The organism is Hymenobacter volaticus (genome assembly GCF_022921055.1).
Taxonomy (GTDB): domain Bacteria; phylum Bacteroidota; class Bacteroidia; order Cytophagales; family Hymenobacteraceae; genus Hymenobacter; species Hymenobacter volaticus.
The window spans coordinates 1,422,819-1,439,376 of sequence record NZ_CP095061.1 but is presented as its reverse complement, the minus strand read 5'-3'; the positions used below and the strand labels follow the sequence as shown (position 1 = coordinate 1,439,376).

Annotated in this window: 16 protein-coding genes and 1 tRNA gene; 13 read left to right on the top strand and 4 right to left on the bottom strand. The window is 53.3% G+C overall.

Annotated features, from left to right (window positions below; genetic code table 11):
• Nucleotides 1-195 precede the first annotated feature (195 nt).
• The 5 genes from MUN86_RS06300 (at nt 196) to MUN86_RS06280 (ending at nt 4,578) form a co-directional block, all read left to right on the top strand.
• Nucleotides 196-732, top strand: coding sequence for an iron-sulfur cluster co-chaperone HscB C-terminal domain-containing protein (locus MUN86_RS06300; RefSeq protein ID WP_245123095.1), 537 nt, complete (start codon nt 196-198; stop codon nt 730-732).
• An 18-nt stretch (nt 733-750) separates the two neighbouring features.
• Nucleotides 751-832: transfer RNA gene (locus tag MUN86_RS06295), tRNA-Leu, on the top strand.
• Between the two features lie 395 nt (nt 833-1,227).
• Nucleotides 1,228-1,950 (top strand): M48 family metallopeptidase, encoded by a 723-nt coding sequence (locus tag MUN86_RS06290; RefSeq protein ID WP_245123092.1) that lies wholly within the window; start codon nt 1,228-1,230, stop codon nt 1,948-1,950.
• An 817-nt stretch (nt 1,951-2,767) separates the two neighbouring features.
• Nucleotides 2,768-3,088, top strand: coding sequence for a hypothetical protein (locus MUN86_RS06285; protein ID WP_245123089.1), 321 nt, complete (start codon nt 2,768-2,770; stop codon nt 3,086-3,088).
• A gap of 623 nt (nt 3,089-3,711) precedes the next feature.
• On the top strand, nt 3,712-4,578 hold the full coding sequence (locus tag MUN86_RS06280) for a LexA family transcriptional regulator (RefSeq protein WP_245123086.1): 867 nt from the start codon (nt 3,712-3,714) through the stop codon (nt 4,576-4,578).
• Between the two features lie 191 nt (nt 4,579-4,769).
• Here MUN86_RS06280 and MUN86_RS06275 read toward each other — a convergent pair whose 3' ends face one another.
• The 3 genes from MUN86_RS06275 to MUN86_RS06265 all read right to left on the bottom strand — a co-directional run bounded on the left by MUN86_RS06275 (nt 4,770) and on the right by MUN86_RS06265 (nt 8,644).
• Nucleotides 4,770-6,263 (bottom strand): M28 family peptidase, encoded by a 1,494-nt coding sequence (locus tag MUN86_RS06275; RefSeq protein WP_245123082.1) that lies wholly within the window; start codon nt 6,261-6,263, stop codon nt 4,770-4,772.
• 426 nt (nt 6,264-6,689) lie between these two features.
• Nucleotides 6,690-7,493 carry an alpha/beta hydrolase family protein gene (locus tag MUN86_RS06270; protein ID WP_245123079.1) on the bottom strand — a complete coding sequence of 268 codons (804 nt, stop codon included), beginning with the start codon at nt 7,491-7,493 and terminating at the stop codon, nt 6,690-6,692.
• 14 nt (nt 7,494-7,507) lie between these two features.
• Nucleotides 7,508-8,644 carry a TolB family protein gene (locus MUN86_RS06265; protein ID WP_245123077.1) on the bottom strand — a complete coding sequence of 379 codons (1,137 nt, stop codon included), beginning with the start codon at nt 8,642-8,644 and terminating at the stop codon, nt 7,508-7,510.
• Nucleotides 8,645-8,930: 286 nt separating this feature from the next.
• On the opposite strand from MUN86_RS06265, the gene MUN86_RS06260 reads away from it, so the two are divergent.
• The 8 genes from MUN86_RS06260 (at nt 8,931) to MUN86_RS06225 (ending at nt 15,550) form a co-directional block, all read left to right on the top strand.
• Nucleotides 8,931-9,284 carry an S-adenosylmethionine decarboxylase family protein gene (locus MUN86_RS06260; RefSeq protein WP_245123075.1) on the top strand — a complete coding sequence of 118 codons (354 nt, stop codon included), beginning with the start codon at nt 8,931-8,933 and terminating at the stop codon, nt 9,282-9,284.
• A complete protein-coding gene (locus MUN86_RS06255) occupies nt 9,281-9,724 on the top strand; it encodes a DUF4178 domain-containing protein (protein ID WP_245123072.1) in 444 nt (147 codons plus the stop codon). Before MUN86_RS06260 ends, MUN86_RS06255 begins: the two co-directional genes overlap by 4 nt.
• The gene (locus tag MUN86_RS06250; protein WP_245123070.1) at nt 9,718-10,617 is read left to right on the top strand and encodes a hypothetical protein; all 900 of its coding nucleotides are present in this window, start codon (nt 9,718-9,720) and stop codon (nt 10,615-10,617) included. Before MUN86_RS06255 ends, MUN86_RS06250 begins: the two co-directional genes overlap by 7 nt.
• Before the next feature lie 27 nt (nt 10,618-10,644).
• Nucleotides 10,645-10,833: a hypothetical protein gene (locus MUN86_RS06245; RefSeq protein ID WP_245123067.1), complete on the top strand. Its 189-nt coding sequence runs from the start codon at nt 10,645-10,647 to the stop codon at nt 10,831-10,833.
• Nucleotides 10,834-10,903: 70 nt separating this feature from the next.
• Nucleotides 10,904-11,119 (top strand): DUF350 domain-containing protein, encoded by a 216-nt coding sequence (locus tag MUN86_RS06240; RefSeq protein ID WP_245123065.1) that lies wholly within the window; start codon nt 10,904-10,906, stop codon nt 11,117-11,119.
• A complete protein-coding gene (locus MUN86_RS06235) occupies nt 11,112-12,701 on the top strand; it encodes a polyamine aminopropyltransferase (RefSeq protein ID WP_245123062.1) in 1,590 nt (529 codons plus the stop codon). Before MUN86_RS06240 ends, MUN86_RS06235 begins: the two co-directional genes overlap by 8 nt.
• A gap of 68 nt (nt 12,702-12,769) precedes the next feature.
• Nucleotides 12,770-14,470, top strand: coding sequence for an NAD(P)-binding protein (locus MUN86_RS06230; protein WP_245123060.1), 1,701 nt, complete (start codon nt 12,770-12,772; stop codon nt 14,468-14,470).
• Between the two features lie 18 nt (nt 14,471-14,488).
• A complete protein-coding gene (locus MUN86_RS06225; protein ID WP_245123057.1) occupies nt 14,489-15,550 on the top strand; it encodes a hypothetical protein in 1,062 nt (353 codons plus the stop codon).
• A 30-nt stretch (nt 15,551-15,580) separates the two neighbouring features.
• Here MUN86_RS06225 and MUN86_RS06220 read toward each other — a convergent pair whose 3' ends face one another.
• A complete protein-coding gene (locus tag MUN86_RS06220) occupies nt 15,581-16,492 on the bottom strand; it encodes a DUF6929 family protein (protein WP_245123055.1) in 912 nt (303 codons plus the stop codon).
• Nucleotides 16,493-16,558 lie beyond the last annotated feature (66 nt).

Genomic DNA, 16,558 nt, shown 5'->3' with positions numbered 1-16,558 from the left:
TTGCAAGCATCTGTAGGTGCCTGTAGCTAAAATTTCTTGGCTCATATACTAGCCTATCTACCCCTTACTGGCTTTCAGCAAGCTGCCAGGTTCCAAGGCAGAACAAAGCAACAAAGAACCTGGGCCGAGTTGAATAGCAACAGCCAATAGAAGCAAAAGCCCCAACCTTAATCGGCAAAGACTGTATTGGTAGCTATGGAGACCAATTATTTTGAATTCTACAACCTGCCGGAGACATTCCAGCCGGACGAGGCGGCACTGAAGCGTCAGTATTATGCTTTGAGCCGTGAATATCATCCCGACTTTCATGCTACTGCAAGCCCAGAGCGGCAACAGGAAATCCTGAATCTGGCTACTCTCAACACCAACGCCTACCGTACCCTCTCCGACTTTGATCTGCGAATGGCGTACATTTTAGGGCGCCATGGCCTATTAGAGGAAGGCAAACAGGAGTTGCCATCAGATTTTTTAATGGAAGTAATGGACTTAAATGAGCAGCTAATGGAGCTCGAATTTGAGCCCGATTCGGAGGCTGCCAAGCGGGTGGAAGATGAAGTTAACGCGCTGACTCAGACGCTCGATGCAGGTATTGAGCCTGTGCTAGTGGGCTACCCCGGCTTACCTCCCGATGCCCGGCCCCAAGCATTGCGTCAAGTGCAGACTTACTATTTGAAAAAGCGTTACCTGTTGCGCATTCGCGAAAGTCTGACTAAGTTTGCAGCCCGCTCCTGAAACGAAGGAGTGAGTGAAGCCCAGATGGCGGAACCGGTAGACGCGTTGGTCTCAAACACCAATACCGCAAGGTGTGCCGGTTCGACTCCGGCTCTGGGTACCTGTAGGCACAAAAGCTGCCTCAATAGCTGTAAAAGCGGCCTTTCCAACTTTGGAAAGGCCGCTTTTGTGTTTTCTAGTTACATGCTTAAGGCCAACAATAAGAGCGGCACAAGCGAAAAGCTATTTTTCTTTGGCTGACACTCCTTGCTACTAATCAAGAAGCGAAACTGCTAGAACGCAAGCATTCAGCAGTTGAAATACATAGGGATTTGAATGCTCGGTTGTCTTCTTTACCGCTGTTGGAAGCTGAGCGCACGTCTGGTAGCTTCGTATTGGTCGGTGTCAGCACGTTAGGAAATTACGCCGTTGTGCAGGCATCCTCTTTGAAAACGAGTCCACTTACCTCTAAGAAGATCTAGCAGCACTGAGACCAGTGTTTTGCTACCATTCGCTATGCCAACAGTACAAATTGGTGATTTACTAGTAGAAGTAGTACGTAAGAATATTCGCAGCCTACGCCTAACAGTTTACGCCCCCGACGGGCGCATCCGAGTGGCAGTACCAACACGCACATCCGACCAAGCTATTCAGGATTTTGTAGCCGCTCGTCGTACGTGGATTAGTAAGCATCAGGAAAAGTTCAAGTTGCAAAAGCCAGCCGTAGAGTCGTTGTACGTTACGGGAGAAACACATTATTACCAAGGCATAGGCTATACATTGCAGTTGCACACGTTTGATGGGACGCCGCACGTGGTTTGTCAGGAGCCACAAACCCTGAACTTATATATACGAGAAGGCAGTACGCAGCAACAACGCGAGAAAGTATTGCTGGCCTGGTATCGACGGCAACTAAAGGCGCAATTGCCGGAAATGGTAGCGCAGTGGCAAAAAGTGGTTGGCGTGCAGGTGAATGAATGGGGTGTCAAGCAAATGAAAACTCGTTGGGGCACTTGCAACATTCGGGCGAAGCGCATCTGGTTGAATCTAGAGCTAATCAAGAGACCCTCTTCTTGCCTGGAATATGTGGTGGTTCATGAGTTAGTACACTTACACGAGCGGTTACATAACGCACGATTTTGGGGACTCATGGATCGTTTTATGCCAGCGTGGCGCACGCACCGAGAACAGTTGAAAAGGACTCTGCTGGAGACACCCATTGAATTAGATGCGTGCTGATAGCTCCCTCAAGCACATTCTGAGAAAATCTGAGCAGTCTCAAAGCTGATCGGATAGCTAGTATAGCTACCTACCAGTAAGTTTATAGCGCACAAGCTAGAGCCACCTCTATCAAGAAGTTAGCAAGGCTAAGTAAGAACCATGTATTCCTAGCTAGCAATGCTTCAAGGACCTCATCTACTGTTCTACATAATACTGCTCTGCGAGTACAAAGCTTAAGCATAATCTGTGGCCAGTACCACTTACCAGAGTACGAGGCAGCTATTCATACAACAATATTTGTTGAAAATTATACACGTTCAATGTATAATGTTTATTAATATTATCTTATTTTACAGGTATTTACAAAAATACTGTTACTCTATTCGAGAATTACCTCTCATTCAGACGAAACAAATTTTCTTATTTTCTTGTATATTATACAACATAATCTAACATTTGCATCAGCATTGTTTGTACCCTTAATCTTATTCTTTATGAACAAGCTCACCGATTACATTGAAACTACTTATGCTCCCGGTAGATCCGTGACACTATCTGCTGCCAGCAAATGCGAACCCCACACCTTCCCGAAAAGTGAGTTTGGCTTTCTTGTTGGCCAACCAGGAAAGAGTAATGATGTATCTGCGCGGATTGTCTCGCGTTATTTGACTTCTAGGGTGCAGCGAGTATTTAGATACTGAGCGTCATGCAAGACTTTATGAGTTACTGGGGAATACTAGTGTCGGTATTAACGGCAGGTTCCGCAGGCGTGCTCTACTTTATCAAAAGTTGGCGTGATGTTGAAACTCTTAAGGAACATCGGCGAACACAAGAAATGCAGATTGCTGCGTTGCTGGAGAAGGTAGACGGGTATCAGATGGCCGCGTTGGCGCGGGAGGTAAAGCATAAACAAGCTTTCGAAATCAAATTACAAGAACATCGGGCGGAAGTGGCGCGGGAGGCGGCTGTGAGCCGTCGCGAAAGTGCGAATTCGGTGCTGCGGCTACATGAGCGAGTGGAAGCCTTAGACAAGCTGTTATCGGTTTCGGTGGAGCGACAGAATCAACTGATGGACTCGACGCGACGCCAAGAAGTCCGTAGCGAGCGTGTAGAGCAGATTTTGTGGCGAGCTAATACCAGGCTGAACGAAGAGTAGTATCCAACAAATCTTGAGATAAAGTCGGCCTAGCATGAGCGCCTGGGTGGGATATTACTCCTGCTCTGCTACGCCTTTCCCTATCCCTTTTCATCTGCATTGTCATGGATCAGCAACAAAATCTAACCTTATGGGACCGGTTACGACTGCCTACTCCCCAATTTTTCCGCAAACTCCGCGCTATAGGCTCAGCCTTGGGTGCTTTGGGTCTCGTGCTTACCACTACGCAAGTGCCATTGCCAGCTATTGTTGTAACAATAGGTAGCTACCTTATTTTAGCGGGCTCAGTGACTGCCGCAATATCGTCGGTGGCAGTGGAGCCGGAAGATGGTAGGAAAAGCCTAGCTCCTCCCATTCCTCAAACTCAGCCCTTAAAGCCCACTTCTAACACATTGTGACTGTAGTTAGGAAGCATCATTAAGTACCCAATTCTTGGTATTTCATTCTATACTTACAACTATTATTGGCATCAATCTTATAGTTAGCAATACATAACGTCAAGTACAACAGTTGTTATTACAACTATATCCATTATAATTGCCAATAAATATTGAATAGCAAGCAACTAAACAGACCGGAAAACCAGTACCATACCCTACACCTTACAACATAAACACACCAAAATGGAATTGCACGAACGGTTTGCTGCTTTTATAGCCGATAAAGGTATCACGGTGAATCAGTTGGCTAAAGAGCTCAACTATGATAGGCCCGAGAAGCTGTACTCCATTTTGCGTCAACGCAACAAGCCTAGCTATGAAACCTTATTGGATATACTCACACGCTACCCGGAATTAAGTGCTGAATGGCTTATTCGAGGCCAAGGCAACATGTATATGAGTGCACCTACAACATCAGATGTTGAAGTAGGGATTGAACTAACCAAAAACTTGCCATTGCGCACCGACAACGGCCGTACCCTAGTGGTCACCACCGACACTAAGGGCAAAGAAAACATGTCGCTGGTCCCGATTCCGGCGCAAGCCGGCTACAGCCGTCAGTTCAGCGACCCTTCCTTCGTTGAAGATCTGGTGAAATTCACTATTCCTGGGTTTCCTATTCAAGGCGGGCGAGCCTTCGAAGTAGAGAGCGACAGTATGATGCCTATCATTCGCCACAAGGACATGGTGCTGTGCAGCTATGTGGACAAGTGGACCAACTTGGCGCCTGGCTACCCCTATGTGGTGGTGATGGAAAACATGATTATGGTGAAGCGCATCAACGCACCCATTTTACACGCTGACGACATTGTGGAGCTTTACTCCGACAATTCTCACTACCAAGTGCACCGGGTAAGAGCCGAGGACATCCGAGAAATCTGGCTGGTGCGCGGGATTCTTACTTCCCAAATACCCGCCAACAACCGCGAAGTGCAGGACCGTTTGATTGAGATGGTCGGGTTTATGACCAACAATACCGAACACCTTCAACTGATGACCATGGAAATGCTGCGCATGATCCGTGAAACACAGACTGTTACTAAAAAGTAATAGAAGACTGCGGTACCCACTTAAAACAAGCTGCGCAAGGCAAAACGTCTTTTACAGCGTTTCTGCCTTGCGCAGCTTGTTTTTGGATTATTAGTATCTAGCGAATGAAGAGCAAGCCGATTTACAATTCTTGCTCTTCTCTAGGCCCGTTCAATGTTTACACCCAAGAACAACCCATAGCACCTGGTTCTTTACCGCTCCAACTTGAAGCCGGGATCCACGGGCGGCCGTTCGTTTTGATTGGCTACGGCCCAACCCGTCAAATATATCCAGCGGGTGACGCCGGCAAGCTTGGCGATGTTGATGCCTTCTGGCTCGTCTTTGGGCGTATGGTAATCCTTGTGCAGCAACGTGGTGTAGCAGATAGAAGGAATATTCAGGCGGGCGTAGGATAAGTGGTCGGAGCGGAAGTACCAGCCTTCGGGGTGCGTTGGTTTGTCCCACAGCGTATCGAGTTTGAACTTCGGGCTAGCTTGGTTGGCAGCCAGGGCGGTAGCGACCAGATTTTTTGAGTTACGGTGGGGCGGCTGCGAGCCGAGCAACGCCGCGCTATCAGGGGCGTTGCGGCCTATCATTTCGGCATTCAGCACGGCTACTATCGACTCTTTGGGCGCGGTGGGATTGGCCGCATAGTAGCGCGAACCTAATAAGCCTCGCTCTTCGGCCCCGTGATACACAAACAGCGCCGTGCGCCGGCCGGGTTTCTGCACGAATGCCCGGCCGATGGCCAGCAACGCAGCGCAACCCGTGGCGTTATCGTCGGCGCCATTCCAGATGGAGTCGCCGGCTACAACTTTGCGCACGCCGTCGTGGTCTTGGTGGGTGCTGAACAGCACGTTCTCTGCTTTCAGCTTGGAATCGGTGCCAGGCACTTTAGCTACGATATTGACGGACGGGTAGCTGAAGCTTTCCACGTTGAGGGTGGCCGTGAGTTGCTGGCCGGGCTGTCGCACCCACGACAGCGCAGCAGCGGGCAGCCAAATGGTAGGAGCCTGGGCTACAACTTGCACGTTGGGGCCGCCGGGCAAATCATAACGACCCCGCTCGTAGCCGGTTGTCCACCGCTCGTAGTAATCTTGGGCGCGCGCATCTGATATGAACACCACCGCTACGGCGCCGGCTTTCACTAACTCCGCGGAACGGTCGCGCATGACGCCGGTCAGGAAGCGCCGGTAGCTTAGCTCGGCCGGACCAGTACCCGAGAAAAGAATGGCTATGGCTTTTCCTTTAACATCGACGCCGGCCATTTCGGCGGCGGTACCTGTACCCACATACACCAGCGGCGCATTTACGGTAGCAATACCGGGAGCCAGAATCATGGCGTCCTGACCGTGGGTGAGTTGATGAGTACCGATGCGCAGGGTGCTGCCTTTGGTGAGACGTGTCCGCTGAATATGAAAGAATTGAAAGTACGTCCCATCGTCGCCAGCGGGTTGCAGGCCGCTAGCGCGCAGTTGCTCGGCTATCCACATCGAGGCCCGGAGTTCATCGAGCGTGCCGCCCTCGCGCCCCCGGAAATGGTTACCCCCAATGGCGAATAAGTCGCGTTTTAAGTCCGCTTCTTTAATGGCAGTGCGTTTGTCGCCGCTGAATGGGTTTTGTTGCGCGGAAGCTGCGCCGCCAATTAGTAAAAGTGTACTCAGGCAGCCGGAGGTTACTAAATGCGAAAGGAAATTTCTTGTCATGCAGGCAAAATAATGTGCTTTAGTTTTTGCCCTACGCAACAACTGGCATCTTGTTAAGGAGGAATAGTACGGTGAGGCTTGGAAACTCCACAGTTAAAGCTTGTTTCGCGCCCTGGATGCGTGGGGTTAGGTGTAGTTGAACCATGGCAAAACAATTTTGTAAGGAGAACGTCATGCTGAGCGCAGCCGAAGCATCTCGCGTGCTGACGTTGTAGAGCTAACCCAACGATTTGAGCGAGATGCTTCGGCTTCGCTCAGCATGACAATACTACTCTAGTATCAGCACGCCGGATGCCTCGGCTCAGGATGACAACAGGGTGGCAATGCCAGCATGCGGATGATCAACTAGCAAGAGCCCTTCCTCAGATGATTAGGAAGACTAGCTTCCTGGTTCTTAGCTTCTTCGTCTGACTTTGACAACTTCAATTACTTCACCAGATTCACCAGGTTATCGCGCAGGAACAGCATCATGGCACCGTAGGTGTAGTCACGGTTGGCTTTTTTGGCGAGGCTGTGGCCTTCGTCTTGGGCCATGATGTACCAAACTTTGTTGCCTTGTTTCTTCAGCCCGTCTACCATTTGCTCGGACTCGGTGAGGGGTACGCGTGGGTCGTTTTTGCCTTGGTACACCAACATGGGCTTGGTGATGTTCTTGATCTTGTTGATGGGCGAAATCTGCTCGAATACCGCTTGCATGGCCGGATCCCGCTCGTCGCCGTACTCCACCCGGCGCAAATCGGCGCGGTAGGAACTGGTGTTTTTGAGGAACGTGGTGAAGTTGCTGATACCGAACAAATCGACGCCGCAGCGCATGCGGGCGTTGTAGTTGGTCATGGTGGCCAGGCTCATGTAGCCGCCGTAGGAACCGCCGTATACGCCTACCCGGGTAGCGTCTAGGTCGGGCTGCTTGGCAATCCAGTCGAGCAGCGCGCCGATGTCGCGCACCGATTCTTCGCGCTTAGGGCCGTTGTCGAGCTTGAGGTAGGTTTTGCCGTAGCCGCTGGAGCCGCGCACGTTGGGTACCACCACCGCAACGCCTAGTTCGTTTACCAGAAGGTTGATGAGCGGGCTGAAATTGGGCAACGACTGCCCTTCGGGTCCGCCATGGATGCTAAGCAGCACCGGCGTCTTGCCATTGGCATTGCGAGGACGGTACACGAAAGCCGGAATCATGCGGGGCTTGCCGTTCACTTCATCGAACGTCGGATATTGAATCAGTTCAGGCTCCACGAAGCTAGCCGGATTCAGCCCCCTACCTCACTGGTGGTCCAGCGCGTGAGGGCTTGCGTAGCGAGGTTCACCACGTACACATCGGAGCTAGTGGTAGGCGTGCCGAAGCTGACAGCTAACTGTTGATTGTCGTCGTTGAGCTTGAAATTGCCGATAACGCCTTTCGGAATGTTGGGGACCGGCTGGTACTGCCGGGTTTTGGTGTCGAGCACATAGAGCTTGTAATAACCGCCTTCGTTGGTGGAGAAAACGAGCTTGCTACCGTCTTTGCTGAGGTCCGTGCCTTCCACGTCCCAATTGATAGCGGCCGTGAGCGGGGTCTGCTTGCCCGTCGCTAGATCATAATAGCGCAGGGTTTGAAACTCAGTGCCTTCGTCGGAAGTCAGGAACAGGCCTTTGCCATCCTTGGTGAAGTTTACCCCACTGTAGGCTACTGGCGTAGGCGTGGGATGCAGACGTTCCATCTTTCGCGCAGCCACGTCGAACCGGTACAGCTCACTTTCATTAATGGATTTGTAGTTAGCCAGAATCATCTGCTTGCCATCGTCCGACCAATCGGCCACGCCCCAACCGCCGCCTTTTAGTTCGGCCAGCATGGTGGGCTTGGCATTGGACTTGAAGTCTAGGCTATAGAGGTCGAGGTCGGTGCCGTTGCGCTGGTTGCTGGTGAAGGCTAGTTGGGTGCCAGCCTCGTTCCACCCTTGCAAGTTGTTGCGGCTCTTACCATCCGTTAGCAGTCGCGACTGTCCCGTGCCGAGGTCGAAGAAATAGATCTGATAGTTTTCGTTGCCGCCGATGTCGCGGCTGTAGAGAAAACCGTTTTGCTTTTTGTCGGGTGCTACTTGCACTGCCCCAAGCGGCTCCTTGAAGAAGGTAATCTGCCGCCGGTCGGCACCGGGCGCGGCTACGTGGTGAATCTGTGGCACCTCGGCGAAGCGCGTCGAAATAAACAGGCCATTGCCATCTCGGTCCCAATCGGCGAAGCTCGCACCCCGCACGTTCTGGTATTGATCGACGCGCTCCAGCAAGTCGGCGGGTAAGGCCGGGATGCCATCTACCACTAGGTTGCCGATTTCCTTGCGGTTGTCCTGGGCCCATGTGGATGCGGAAAAAGCCGCCAGCAAGCTAATTGACAGTACATATTTTTTCATAGCAGCTAGTTGTGTTTCGCCTCTCCGTCACTGTATTCCACTGTCGGGCTGGCTAGAGTTTAAGAAAAGACCTACTAAATCCAATATAGGGGTTCCTCCTGATATCTTGGAAAGCTCCGGAAGTGTCTTAAAAGCTTCAGTAGCAAGTTGGTCTGCCTAATGATGTAGGTCTTACAGCACTAGCCCTATCGGTTTTGGCATTAGCATCACTCTGCGTACTATTGCTTTCCGTTATCCGTCTAGCTTACTAGCGGCGGCTGTTGTCTATGTTGCTGTTGTTTATTCTATGTCCTCCTATACTCCTGGTTTACACGTGCTGGCTACGTTCACGGCACCAGTACAGCATTTGACCAATGCTACCGCCTGCCAGTCGTTTTTCAACGAGCAGATTCGGGCCTTGCAACTCACCAAGGTGGGCGAAGTGTACCACACGTTTCCTAATGGCAGCTTTACGGCAGTAGTAGGCCTGACGGAGTCGCACTTGAGTGTGCACACCTGGCCGGAATACGGCCTAGCCACCTTCGACGTGTTCTTGTCGAATTTTCAACGCGATAATTCGGCGACCGTACGGCAGCTATACGCGGAAACACTGCGCTTTTTCGAGGGTATCGAGCAAACCAAAACCGAGGTGAGCCGATGAGTGAACATCTACCTGCTACCGTAGCCCCGGCGCAACTCGAATGCCCGAAATGCAAGGTTATTATCAACTACTTTGACACTAAGAATAGCTCGTTTTTTGTATGCCCAGCGTGCCGCACTTTCTTTGAGGCACAGGGTTTACTTCCAGCGCGCATCATCAATGGATTTAAGAAAAGTCTGAACGCCAGGCTGCCCTTGTTGGTGGGAATGACTGGCACTCTCTTCGGCGACGAGTACCGCGTAGTAGGTGCGATGGTTAAGAAAGAAGCCCGAAACTCTGCGCAATGGGTGGAATATGTGCTGCTCCAGCAAGCTACGGGAGCTACTGCGCAGTTGGCAGTGTACGAAGGGCACTGGATGTTCATTCAGCCCACAGACAAGCAGTATGCAGTAACCACCCCTCCCGCGCCGGACAACACAGTTACGTTGACACCGTGCTAGGTACCTATCAGATTTATAACCGCTATTCGCCTCGTATACTTTATGCAGTCGGAGAATTCGACTGGAATATTCTGGAAGATGAGCAGTTGGTAATCAGTGAATTTATCTTGCCGCCGTTCATGCTAGTGCAGGAGCAGCAAAAATCTGGCGAACGTATCAACTGGTACAAAGCCGAACATCTAGAGCCCACTCAGGTAGAAGCGGCTTTCCAAGCGGACCCGAGCCGTATGCCGCGGCGCAACGGCGTGGGCGCCATTCAACCAGCGCCTGGTGAAAGTAATTGGCCCTTGTTAAAAGGGTTCGCTCTGACTATGGCGTTGGCGGTAGTAATTACGCAGTTGCTGCTTTTACTAGCGAAGCCCGAGCGGCTGTTGTTACAGCAGCAATTCAGCAGCCAACCTACTACCCTGGATAACGCCGTTGCGGCCACTGCGGCAGGCAGCAATAATGTTATTGTAACCCGCTCTTTCGAGGTACAGGGTCCGGCGGCACTAGAGTTCGATGTACGGTCGTCGCTAAGCAACCAATGGGTGGAAGTCCCTATTACATTGGTAAACGAGCGTACCGGCGTAAGCTACGAATTTACGAAAAGCCTTGAATACTACTCCGGTGTGGAAGACGGCGAAAGCTGGAGCGAAGGCAGTCGGCAAGATGATGCTACGTTGGCCGGCATTCCTTCGGGCCGCTATCATCTCAACCTCTATCCTACTTCTGATTTCGGTACTAGCTTGCTTGTTGACCTCACCGTATCGCAGAATACACCCTTGCATTCCAATGCGGTACTAGCTTTACTGCTGTTGCTCCTCTATCCCGGCATTCAATATTTTCGGCGCTACAACTTCGAGCAAACTCGCTGGCTTAGCAGCGACTACGGGCCGCAAGAGACCGACTAACCACATTCTCTTTACCAATCCTTTCGCATGAAATTTCTGCGTGAACTAAACAGTATTCGCTACTATGCCTTAGCCGCGGTTTTGGCTTACGGCACGTTTGTGTGGGCTGGTTTACGGGGCATCCGCTTCCTCGGCGACGACAAGGAGTACACCGAAACTTTAAACGGTAACGGCGGGCATTCCTCGGGCGGCCACGCCCGCTTCTACCATAAGTAAGACGGTGTGAGATTGGCCTTCGTCCCCACTCTAGTCGCCATATAACTTCATAGGCTCACCATTCTACGTCATGGAATACCTCAACTTCAAGCTTATTGCCGCTTCCGTTATTTACTCGGTTTTAGGCATCGTTATTCTAGTTATCAGCTTTTTCCTGTTTGAAAAGTTTACGCCGGGCACGTTGCGCAAGGAAATCATGGAAGAGCATAACAATGCTTTTGCCTTGGTGAGCGCGGCTTTTATGATTGCTGTGGCCCTGATAATTAGCGCGGCCATTCATGGTTAAGGAGCCTGTACGACGCCCTGGGCGCAAGGCAGTTGCAGTAGCTTCTGACGCAGCAGGTCGGCCAGTTGCCGTGGAAAGTCAGGCGGCGCTGTTGTTGGGCTCGGTGTTCGTCATTGCCACGTGCGGCCTAATTTACGAGTTGATTGCGGGCACTCTGGCTTCGTATCTGCTCGGCGACTCGGTCACGCAGTTTTCCACCATCATTGGGGCCTATCTGTTTTCGATGGGCATTGGGTCGTGGCTGTCGCGCTACTTGGGTGGGCCGCTGCTGAAGTGGTTTATCCGGCTGGAGATATTGGTGGGGCTGGTAGGCGGTTTTTCGGCGCCGCTGCTGTTTGTGCTCTTCGAGTACGTCACGTCGTTTCGTTTGATTCTGTATGCATTGGTAGGCCTTACGGGGATTCTGGTGGGCCTGGAAATTCCACTACTGATGCGGATTTTGGAGAACCGCTACGAGTTCAAGGACTTGGTCTCGCGGGTATTCACCTTCGATTACATCGGGGCGCTTCTGGCTTCGCTGATTTTTCCGCTGGTGCTGGTGCCGCAGTTGGGTTTGATGCGGACTTCCTTGCTGTTTGGCGCGCTGAACGTGGTTGTCGCTGGCGTGGCGCTGTTTCGCTTTCGGGAAACGCGGCCGTACCGGCGCGGTTTTGCGGGCGGACTGCTCGTAGCGCTGCTGGCGTTGGGTGTCACCTTCGTGTATTCTGAGCGCATTCAGAGCTATACCGAAACTCTGGCTTTCCAAGACCAGGTGATTTATAGCAAGAGCACTTCCTATCAGCGGCTGGTGCTTACCAAAAACAACCGGGAGTTGCGCCTTTTCCTGAACGGCAACCTGCAATTCAGCTCCCAAGACGAATACCGCTACCACGAGGCGCTGGTGCACCCGTTGCTGCAAGGGTTGCCTGATGCCCGCCGCATTTTGGTGCTAGGCGGCGGCGACGGCCTGGCGGTGCGGGAGCTATTAAAGTACCCGCGCCTCCAGCAAATCCGCCTCGTCGACCTTGACCCGGGCATGACGCAGCTATTCCAGCGCAACGAAATCTTGGTACAACTCAATCAGCGCGCTTTGCTTGCCCCCAAAGTGGAAGTCATCAACGGCGACGCCTACCAGTGGATTCGGCAGGACACCGCCCACTACGACGGCATCGTGGTAGACTTTCCCGACCCCGGCAACTATTCGATTGGCAAGCTCTACAGCACGGCTTTTTACCGGGAACTGGAACGCCGGCTTGCGCCCGGCGGGCGGGTGGTAGTGCAAAGCACTTCGCCTTACGTGGCACGGCAGTCGTTTTGGTGCGTGGCCCACACGCTGGCGGCGGCGGGCTTTCACACCATCCCCTATCATTGCTATGTGCCTTCGTTTGGGGAGTGGGGCTACGTACTGGCAGGCCGCAACGCTCATTGGCGCCCCGATGCCAGCCCGTTGCCAACCGGCCTGCGCTTTCTCACGCCTGCCACCCTGCGCCAAATGCTCTACTTCCCACCCGACATGGCCGAAGTGCCAACGGAAATCAATCAGCTGAACAATCAGGCACTGGTTCGCTATTTCGAGGAAGATTGGGGGCCTTATTCGCACTGACTTAACAGGTTACTCGAAGTATTTCAGCCCGCTGTAGGCGCATTATTCTATCCCAACCATTACCTCTCATGGCGTTCAGAGCTAAAAAGTTGGCAGCTAGTACTCTTTCTTTTCCAGAGAAAGGACTCGGAGCTGACCTGCCACGGCGCACATTTCTGCAACAGGCTGGGCTGGGTTTAGCTGGGGTGTTGTTGGCTCCGGTTGGCTTGCTTGAGTCGTGCGCCCCGGGTACGGTGCGGGCCCACATTCAGGGAGCTTTGCACGGCGCTAACCACGCCACCGGCCACTTGCTGCGACAACCAGATAAGCTGCCACCTCCCACCCGCACCGTGCGCACCGAAGTGCTGATTATTGGCGGAGGCGTGGCCGGGCTAGCCGCTCGGCGCGAGCTGCACCTACAAGGCCAAACCAATACGCTACTACTCGAGCTAGATGAGCGGGTAGGTGGCAACGCGTCGGCTGGTCGAAACCAAGTTTCTGCGTATCCCTGGGGCGCCCATTACCTCCCCATTCCCGATTCCTCTAACAGCAAGTTGTTGGCTTTTCTGCGAGAATCTGATGTGATAACGGGGTTTGCGGCGGATACGGGGCTGCCGATTTACAATGAATATTATCTCTGCCACGACCCTGAGGAGCGCCTTAGCATCCACGGGCATTGGCAGCAAGGTTTGGTGCCCGATGCCGGTGTGCCAGCCGCCGACCGCGCCGAAATTGCTCGGTTTTTCAAGTTGATTGAAGAGCTAAAACAAGCCCGCGGCAAAGATGGTAAGGAAGCGTTTACTATTCCAGTGGATCATTCCTCTACTGATCCAACCTACCGCCAGCTCGATTCTCTTTCCTTCGCCGACTACCTTACGCAGCACGGTTACACTTCTCCCTATTTGCGCTGGTACCTCGACTACGGCTGCCGCGACGACTACGGCGCGCCCGCCGCGGCGGTATCGGCGTGGGCCGGGCTGCACTATTTCGCTGCCCGCAAAGGCCGCGCCCACAACGCCAGTGCCTCCGATGTACTAACTTGGCCCCAAGGCAATAACTTCCTAATCGAGCAGTTACGCCGGCAGGCTTCCGCGCCCATTAGCACGGGTATGGTGGCGTATCAACTGCGCGAAACTACTACGGGGCTAGATGTGCTGGCGTATGACGTGACCACTCAACAGACTGTGCGCGTGGAGGCGCAACAGGTGCTGTTAGCTACACCACAGTTCGTCACGCAGCGGCTGCTAGCCGGCCTGACCGACGCCCCTGATTCCACTCTAACACCATATCATGCGCCCTGGCTGGTAGCAAACCTCACCGTAGATGGCCTGCCGCAGGGCCCTGGTCAGCCGCTGTGCTGGGACAATGTGCGCTACGGCAGCACCTCGGTGGGCTACGTAAATGCCAACCACCAGAACCTAAGTCTCCACGCCGACGGGTCCAGAGTCATTACCATGTACTGGCCGCTATGCGACGAGCCCCCCGAAGCTGCCCGCCGCCGCGCCTACCAAACCAGCTACGATGAGTGGGTGAAGCGCCTGCTCGCGGAACTGGAAATCATGCACCCCGGCGTTACGCCCCATGTGCGGCGGGCCGATGTGTGGATATGGGGCCACGGCATGGTAGCCCCCACGCCCGGCTACCTTTGGGGTCCGGGCCGAGTGGTTGCCGCCCAACCTTGGCGCAACAAGTTGTTCTTCGCCCACACCGACCTGAGCGGTATTTCTATCTTCGAGGAAGGCTTTTATCAAGGCATCCGAGCCGCGCACGAAATGCTGGCTGTATCGTAGCAATTAGCTTCCTCCACTGTGCTTCCCTCCCGCCCCACTCAGCCCTGGATTCGCTCCGCCCGCTTCGATGGCGCGTTTATCCTGTTGCCGCCCTTTCTGGCACTGTTGGTAGTGCTGGCCCTGCCAAAGCAATTTCGTACCACCTCCCAAATGCCGCTTTGGGGATGGGTAATTCTGGTGGTAATGATTGATGTGGCGCACGTGTACAGCACACTGTTTCGCACGTACTTCGACCCGGTACGGCGGCGGCAGTTTCAGCAGTTATTGTGGTTGGTGCCATTGGCTTGCTACGCCGTGGGGGTTGCGCTACACTACGCGGGAAGTTTGCTGTTTTGGCGGGTACTGGCGTATCTGGCGGTGTTCCACTTTATTCGGCAGCAATACGGATTTCTGCGCCTATACTCCCGCCACGAGGCTCTTTCTTCTGTCCGCGCCCTCGATACCCTGCTGATTTATTACGCTACGCTTTATCCGCTACTGTACTGGCATCTGTCCCCACCGCGCAATTTCAACTGGTTTATCAACGGCGACTTCGTGCAGCACGACTACCCCGCTGGCCGCCTGATAGCCACAGTAGTATACCTTGGGCTGATTGGCGGCTACTTACTCAAGGAGGTTCAGATTTGGCGACGCAACCGCACCTTCAACCTGCCCCGCAATTTGCTGATGGCCGGCACGTTGGTATCGTGGTATTTCGGCATTGTGCAGTTCAATGGTGACCTAGCGTTTACCCTGCTCAACGTGGTGGCCCACGGCATTCCTTACTTGGCTTTGGTATGGACTACCAGCCAACCTAGCTCTCCAACTCATCCGGCCACCCGAATGGGCTACTGGTGGACGGGCCGCTACGGCTGGTTGCTGTTTTTAGGAATCCTGTTTGCGCTGGCATACGCCGAAGAAGGCTTTTGGGATGGCCTCGTGTGGCGCGAGCATAGCATTGTGTTCCAATGGTTTCAGCCCTTGCCATCCGTAGCCAGCACCCCGTTGCTGCTAACCCTGCTCGTGCCTCTACTCGCCTTACCTCAAATGACTCACTACGTGTTAGACGGCTTCATTTGGCGACGCGCCAAAGCTAAATGATATTTCAGCCGTAAGCTGCTGATTAAAGCTTTATCCGGCTACTTCCACCAACACTGCTGTCGAACCGCCCTGGTCGTCGTCCGTGACGAGCAGCAACTCGTAACGATTGGCGTCAAGTCGACGGCGCACGGCTACGCTTTCCACTTTACCTTGGTAAGGCTTGCCGTCCGGCAATTTCAGATGCGCCAAGACCATGGGCCGGTTAGCAGGTTGATTGAGGTCCAGCAGCCCAACGAAGCTGCCCAGCACTTCCCCATCGAGGACGGCATCGGCAGTATCTTCCACCGATGCCGTCACAAACAGCTTGTCCTCGAACGTGCAGGCGCCGGAAAAACCGGCAGGCTTGCCCTTGATAGTAGGCAATTGAAAACCTTGCGCTTTAACCGTTGGGACCTGCGTGGTCCGGTGCTGCAGATAGTCGAAGGTGGCGGCTGCTGGCATCCGAAACACTAGGTTGCCTGCATCAGAGCCTACTGTGCGTTGGAACAGCAATAATTCGGTGGTGGTAGCAGCAGCGGCTTCCAAATTCAGCGTAACCCCGGCCGGCAGTTGTTTGCGCAACTGCGCATACAGGCTACTTAAAGTGAGTGGATAGACCGTAGCCGCTTCGCCTTGAGTACTCGAAAAAGGCACCCAAAAGCCGTTTTCCCGCGCTGCCGTGGCCCCCGAACCGCATACCAGCAGTCCTGTTTCGCCGCTGGCAGTGGTGAGCGTAGTGAGGCACTCTAAGTCGGGCTTGATGGCTTTGGCAATGCGGCCCGAGCTGAAATGCGCCGTTTCAAAAAGCGTGAGATGTTGGCCGGGGCGTAAGTCGGCTGCCGTAAATCGGTACAGATACGGCGAGTCGTCCCCGATGATGTACACCGTGTCACCCACGATTTCCACCCCGGAAGCCGACGGCAGATTTGGCAAATCAAGCTGACGCAGAATAGTGGCAACCATGGACTGAACTACTTACTGGTATACTTGATGAATGATTGCTCTCATGTACGAGGCCAACCCGTTGAA

What these genes read in the sequence shown, in the direction of transcription:
- MUN86_RS06300 (WP_245123095.1), top strand. Translation starts at nt 196, where the DNA reads ATGGAGACCAATTATTTTGAATTCTACAACCTGCCGGAGACATTCCAG.
- MUN86_RS06290 (WP_245123092.1), top strand. Translation starts at nt 1,228, where the DNA reads ATGCCAACAGTACAAATTGGTGATTTACTAGTAGAAGTAGTACGTAAG.
- MUN86_RS06285 (WP_245123089.1), top strand. Translation starts at nt 2,768, where the DNA reads ATGCAGATTGCTGCGTTGCTGGAGAAGGTAGACGGGTATCAGATGGCC.
- MUN86_RS06280 (WP_245123086.1), top strand. Translation starts at nt 3,712, where the DNA reads ATGGAATTGCACGAACGGTTTGCTGCTTTTATAGCCGATAAAGGTATC.
- MUN86_RS06275 (WP_245123082.1), bottom strand. Translation starts at nt 6,263, where the DNA reads ATGACAAGAAATTTCCTTTCGCATTTAGTAACCTCCGGCTGCCTGAGT.
- MUN86_RS06265 (WP_245123077.1), bottom strand. Translation starts at nt 8,644, where the DNA reads ATGAAAAAATATGTACTGTCAATTAGCTTGCTGGCGGCTTTTTCCGCA.
- MUN86_RS06260 (WP_245123075.1), top strand. Translation starts at nt 8,931, where the DNA reads ATGTCCTCCTATACTCCTGGTTTACACGTGCTGGCTACGTTCACGGCA.
- MUN86_RS06255 (WP_245123072.1), top strand. Translation starts at nt 9,281, where the DNA reads ATGAGTGAACATCTACCTGCTACCGTAGCCCCGGCGCAACTCGAATGC.
- MUN86_RS06245 (WP_245123067.1), top strand. Translation starts at nt 10,645, where the DNA reads ATGAAATTTCTGCGTGAACTAAACAGTATTCGCTACTATGCCTTAGCC.
- MUN86_RS06240 (WP_245123065.1), top strand. Translation starts at nt 10,904, where the DNA reads ATGGAATACCTCAACTTCAAGCTTATTGCCGCTTCCGTTATTTACTCG.
- MUN86_RS06235 (WP_245123062.1), top strand. Translation starts at nt 11,112, where the DNA reads ATGGTTAAGGAGCCTGTACGACGCCCTGGGCGCAAGGCAGTTGCAGTA.
- MUN86_RS06230 (WP_245123060.1), top strand. Translation starts at nt 12,770, where the DNA reads ATGGCGTTCAGAGCTAAAAAGTTGGCAGCTAGTACTCTTTCTTTTCCA.
- MUN86_RS06220 (WP_245123055.1), bottom strand. Translation starts at nt 16,492, where the DNA reads ATGGTTGCCACTATTCTGCGTCAGCTTGATTTGCCAAATCTGCCGTCG.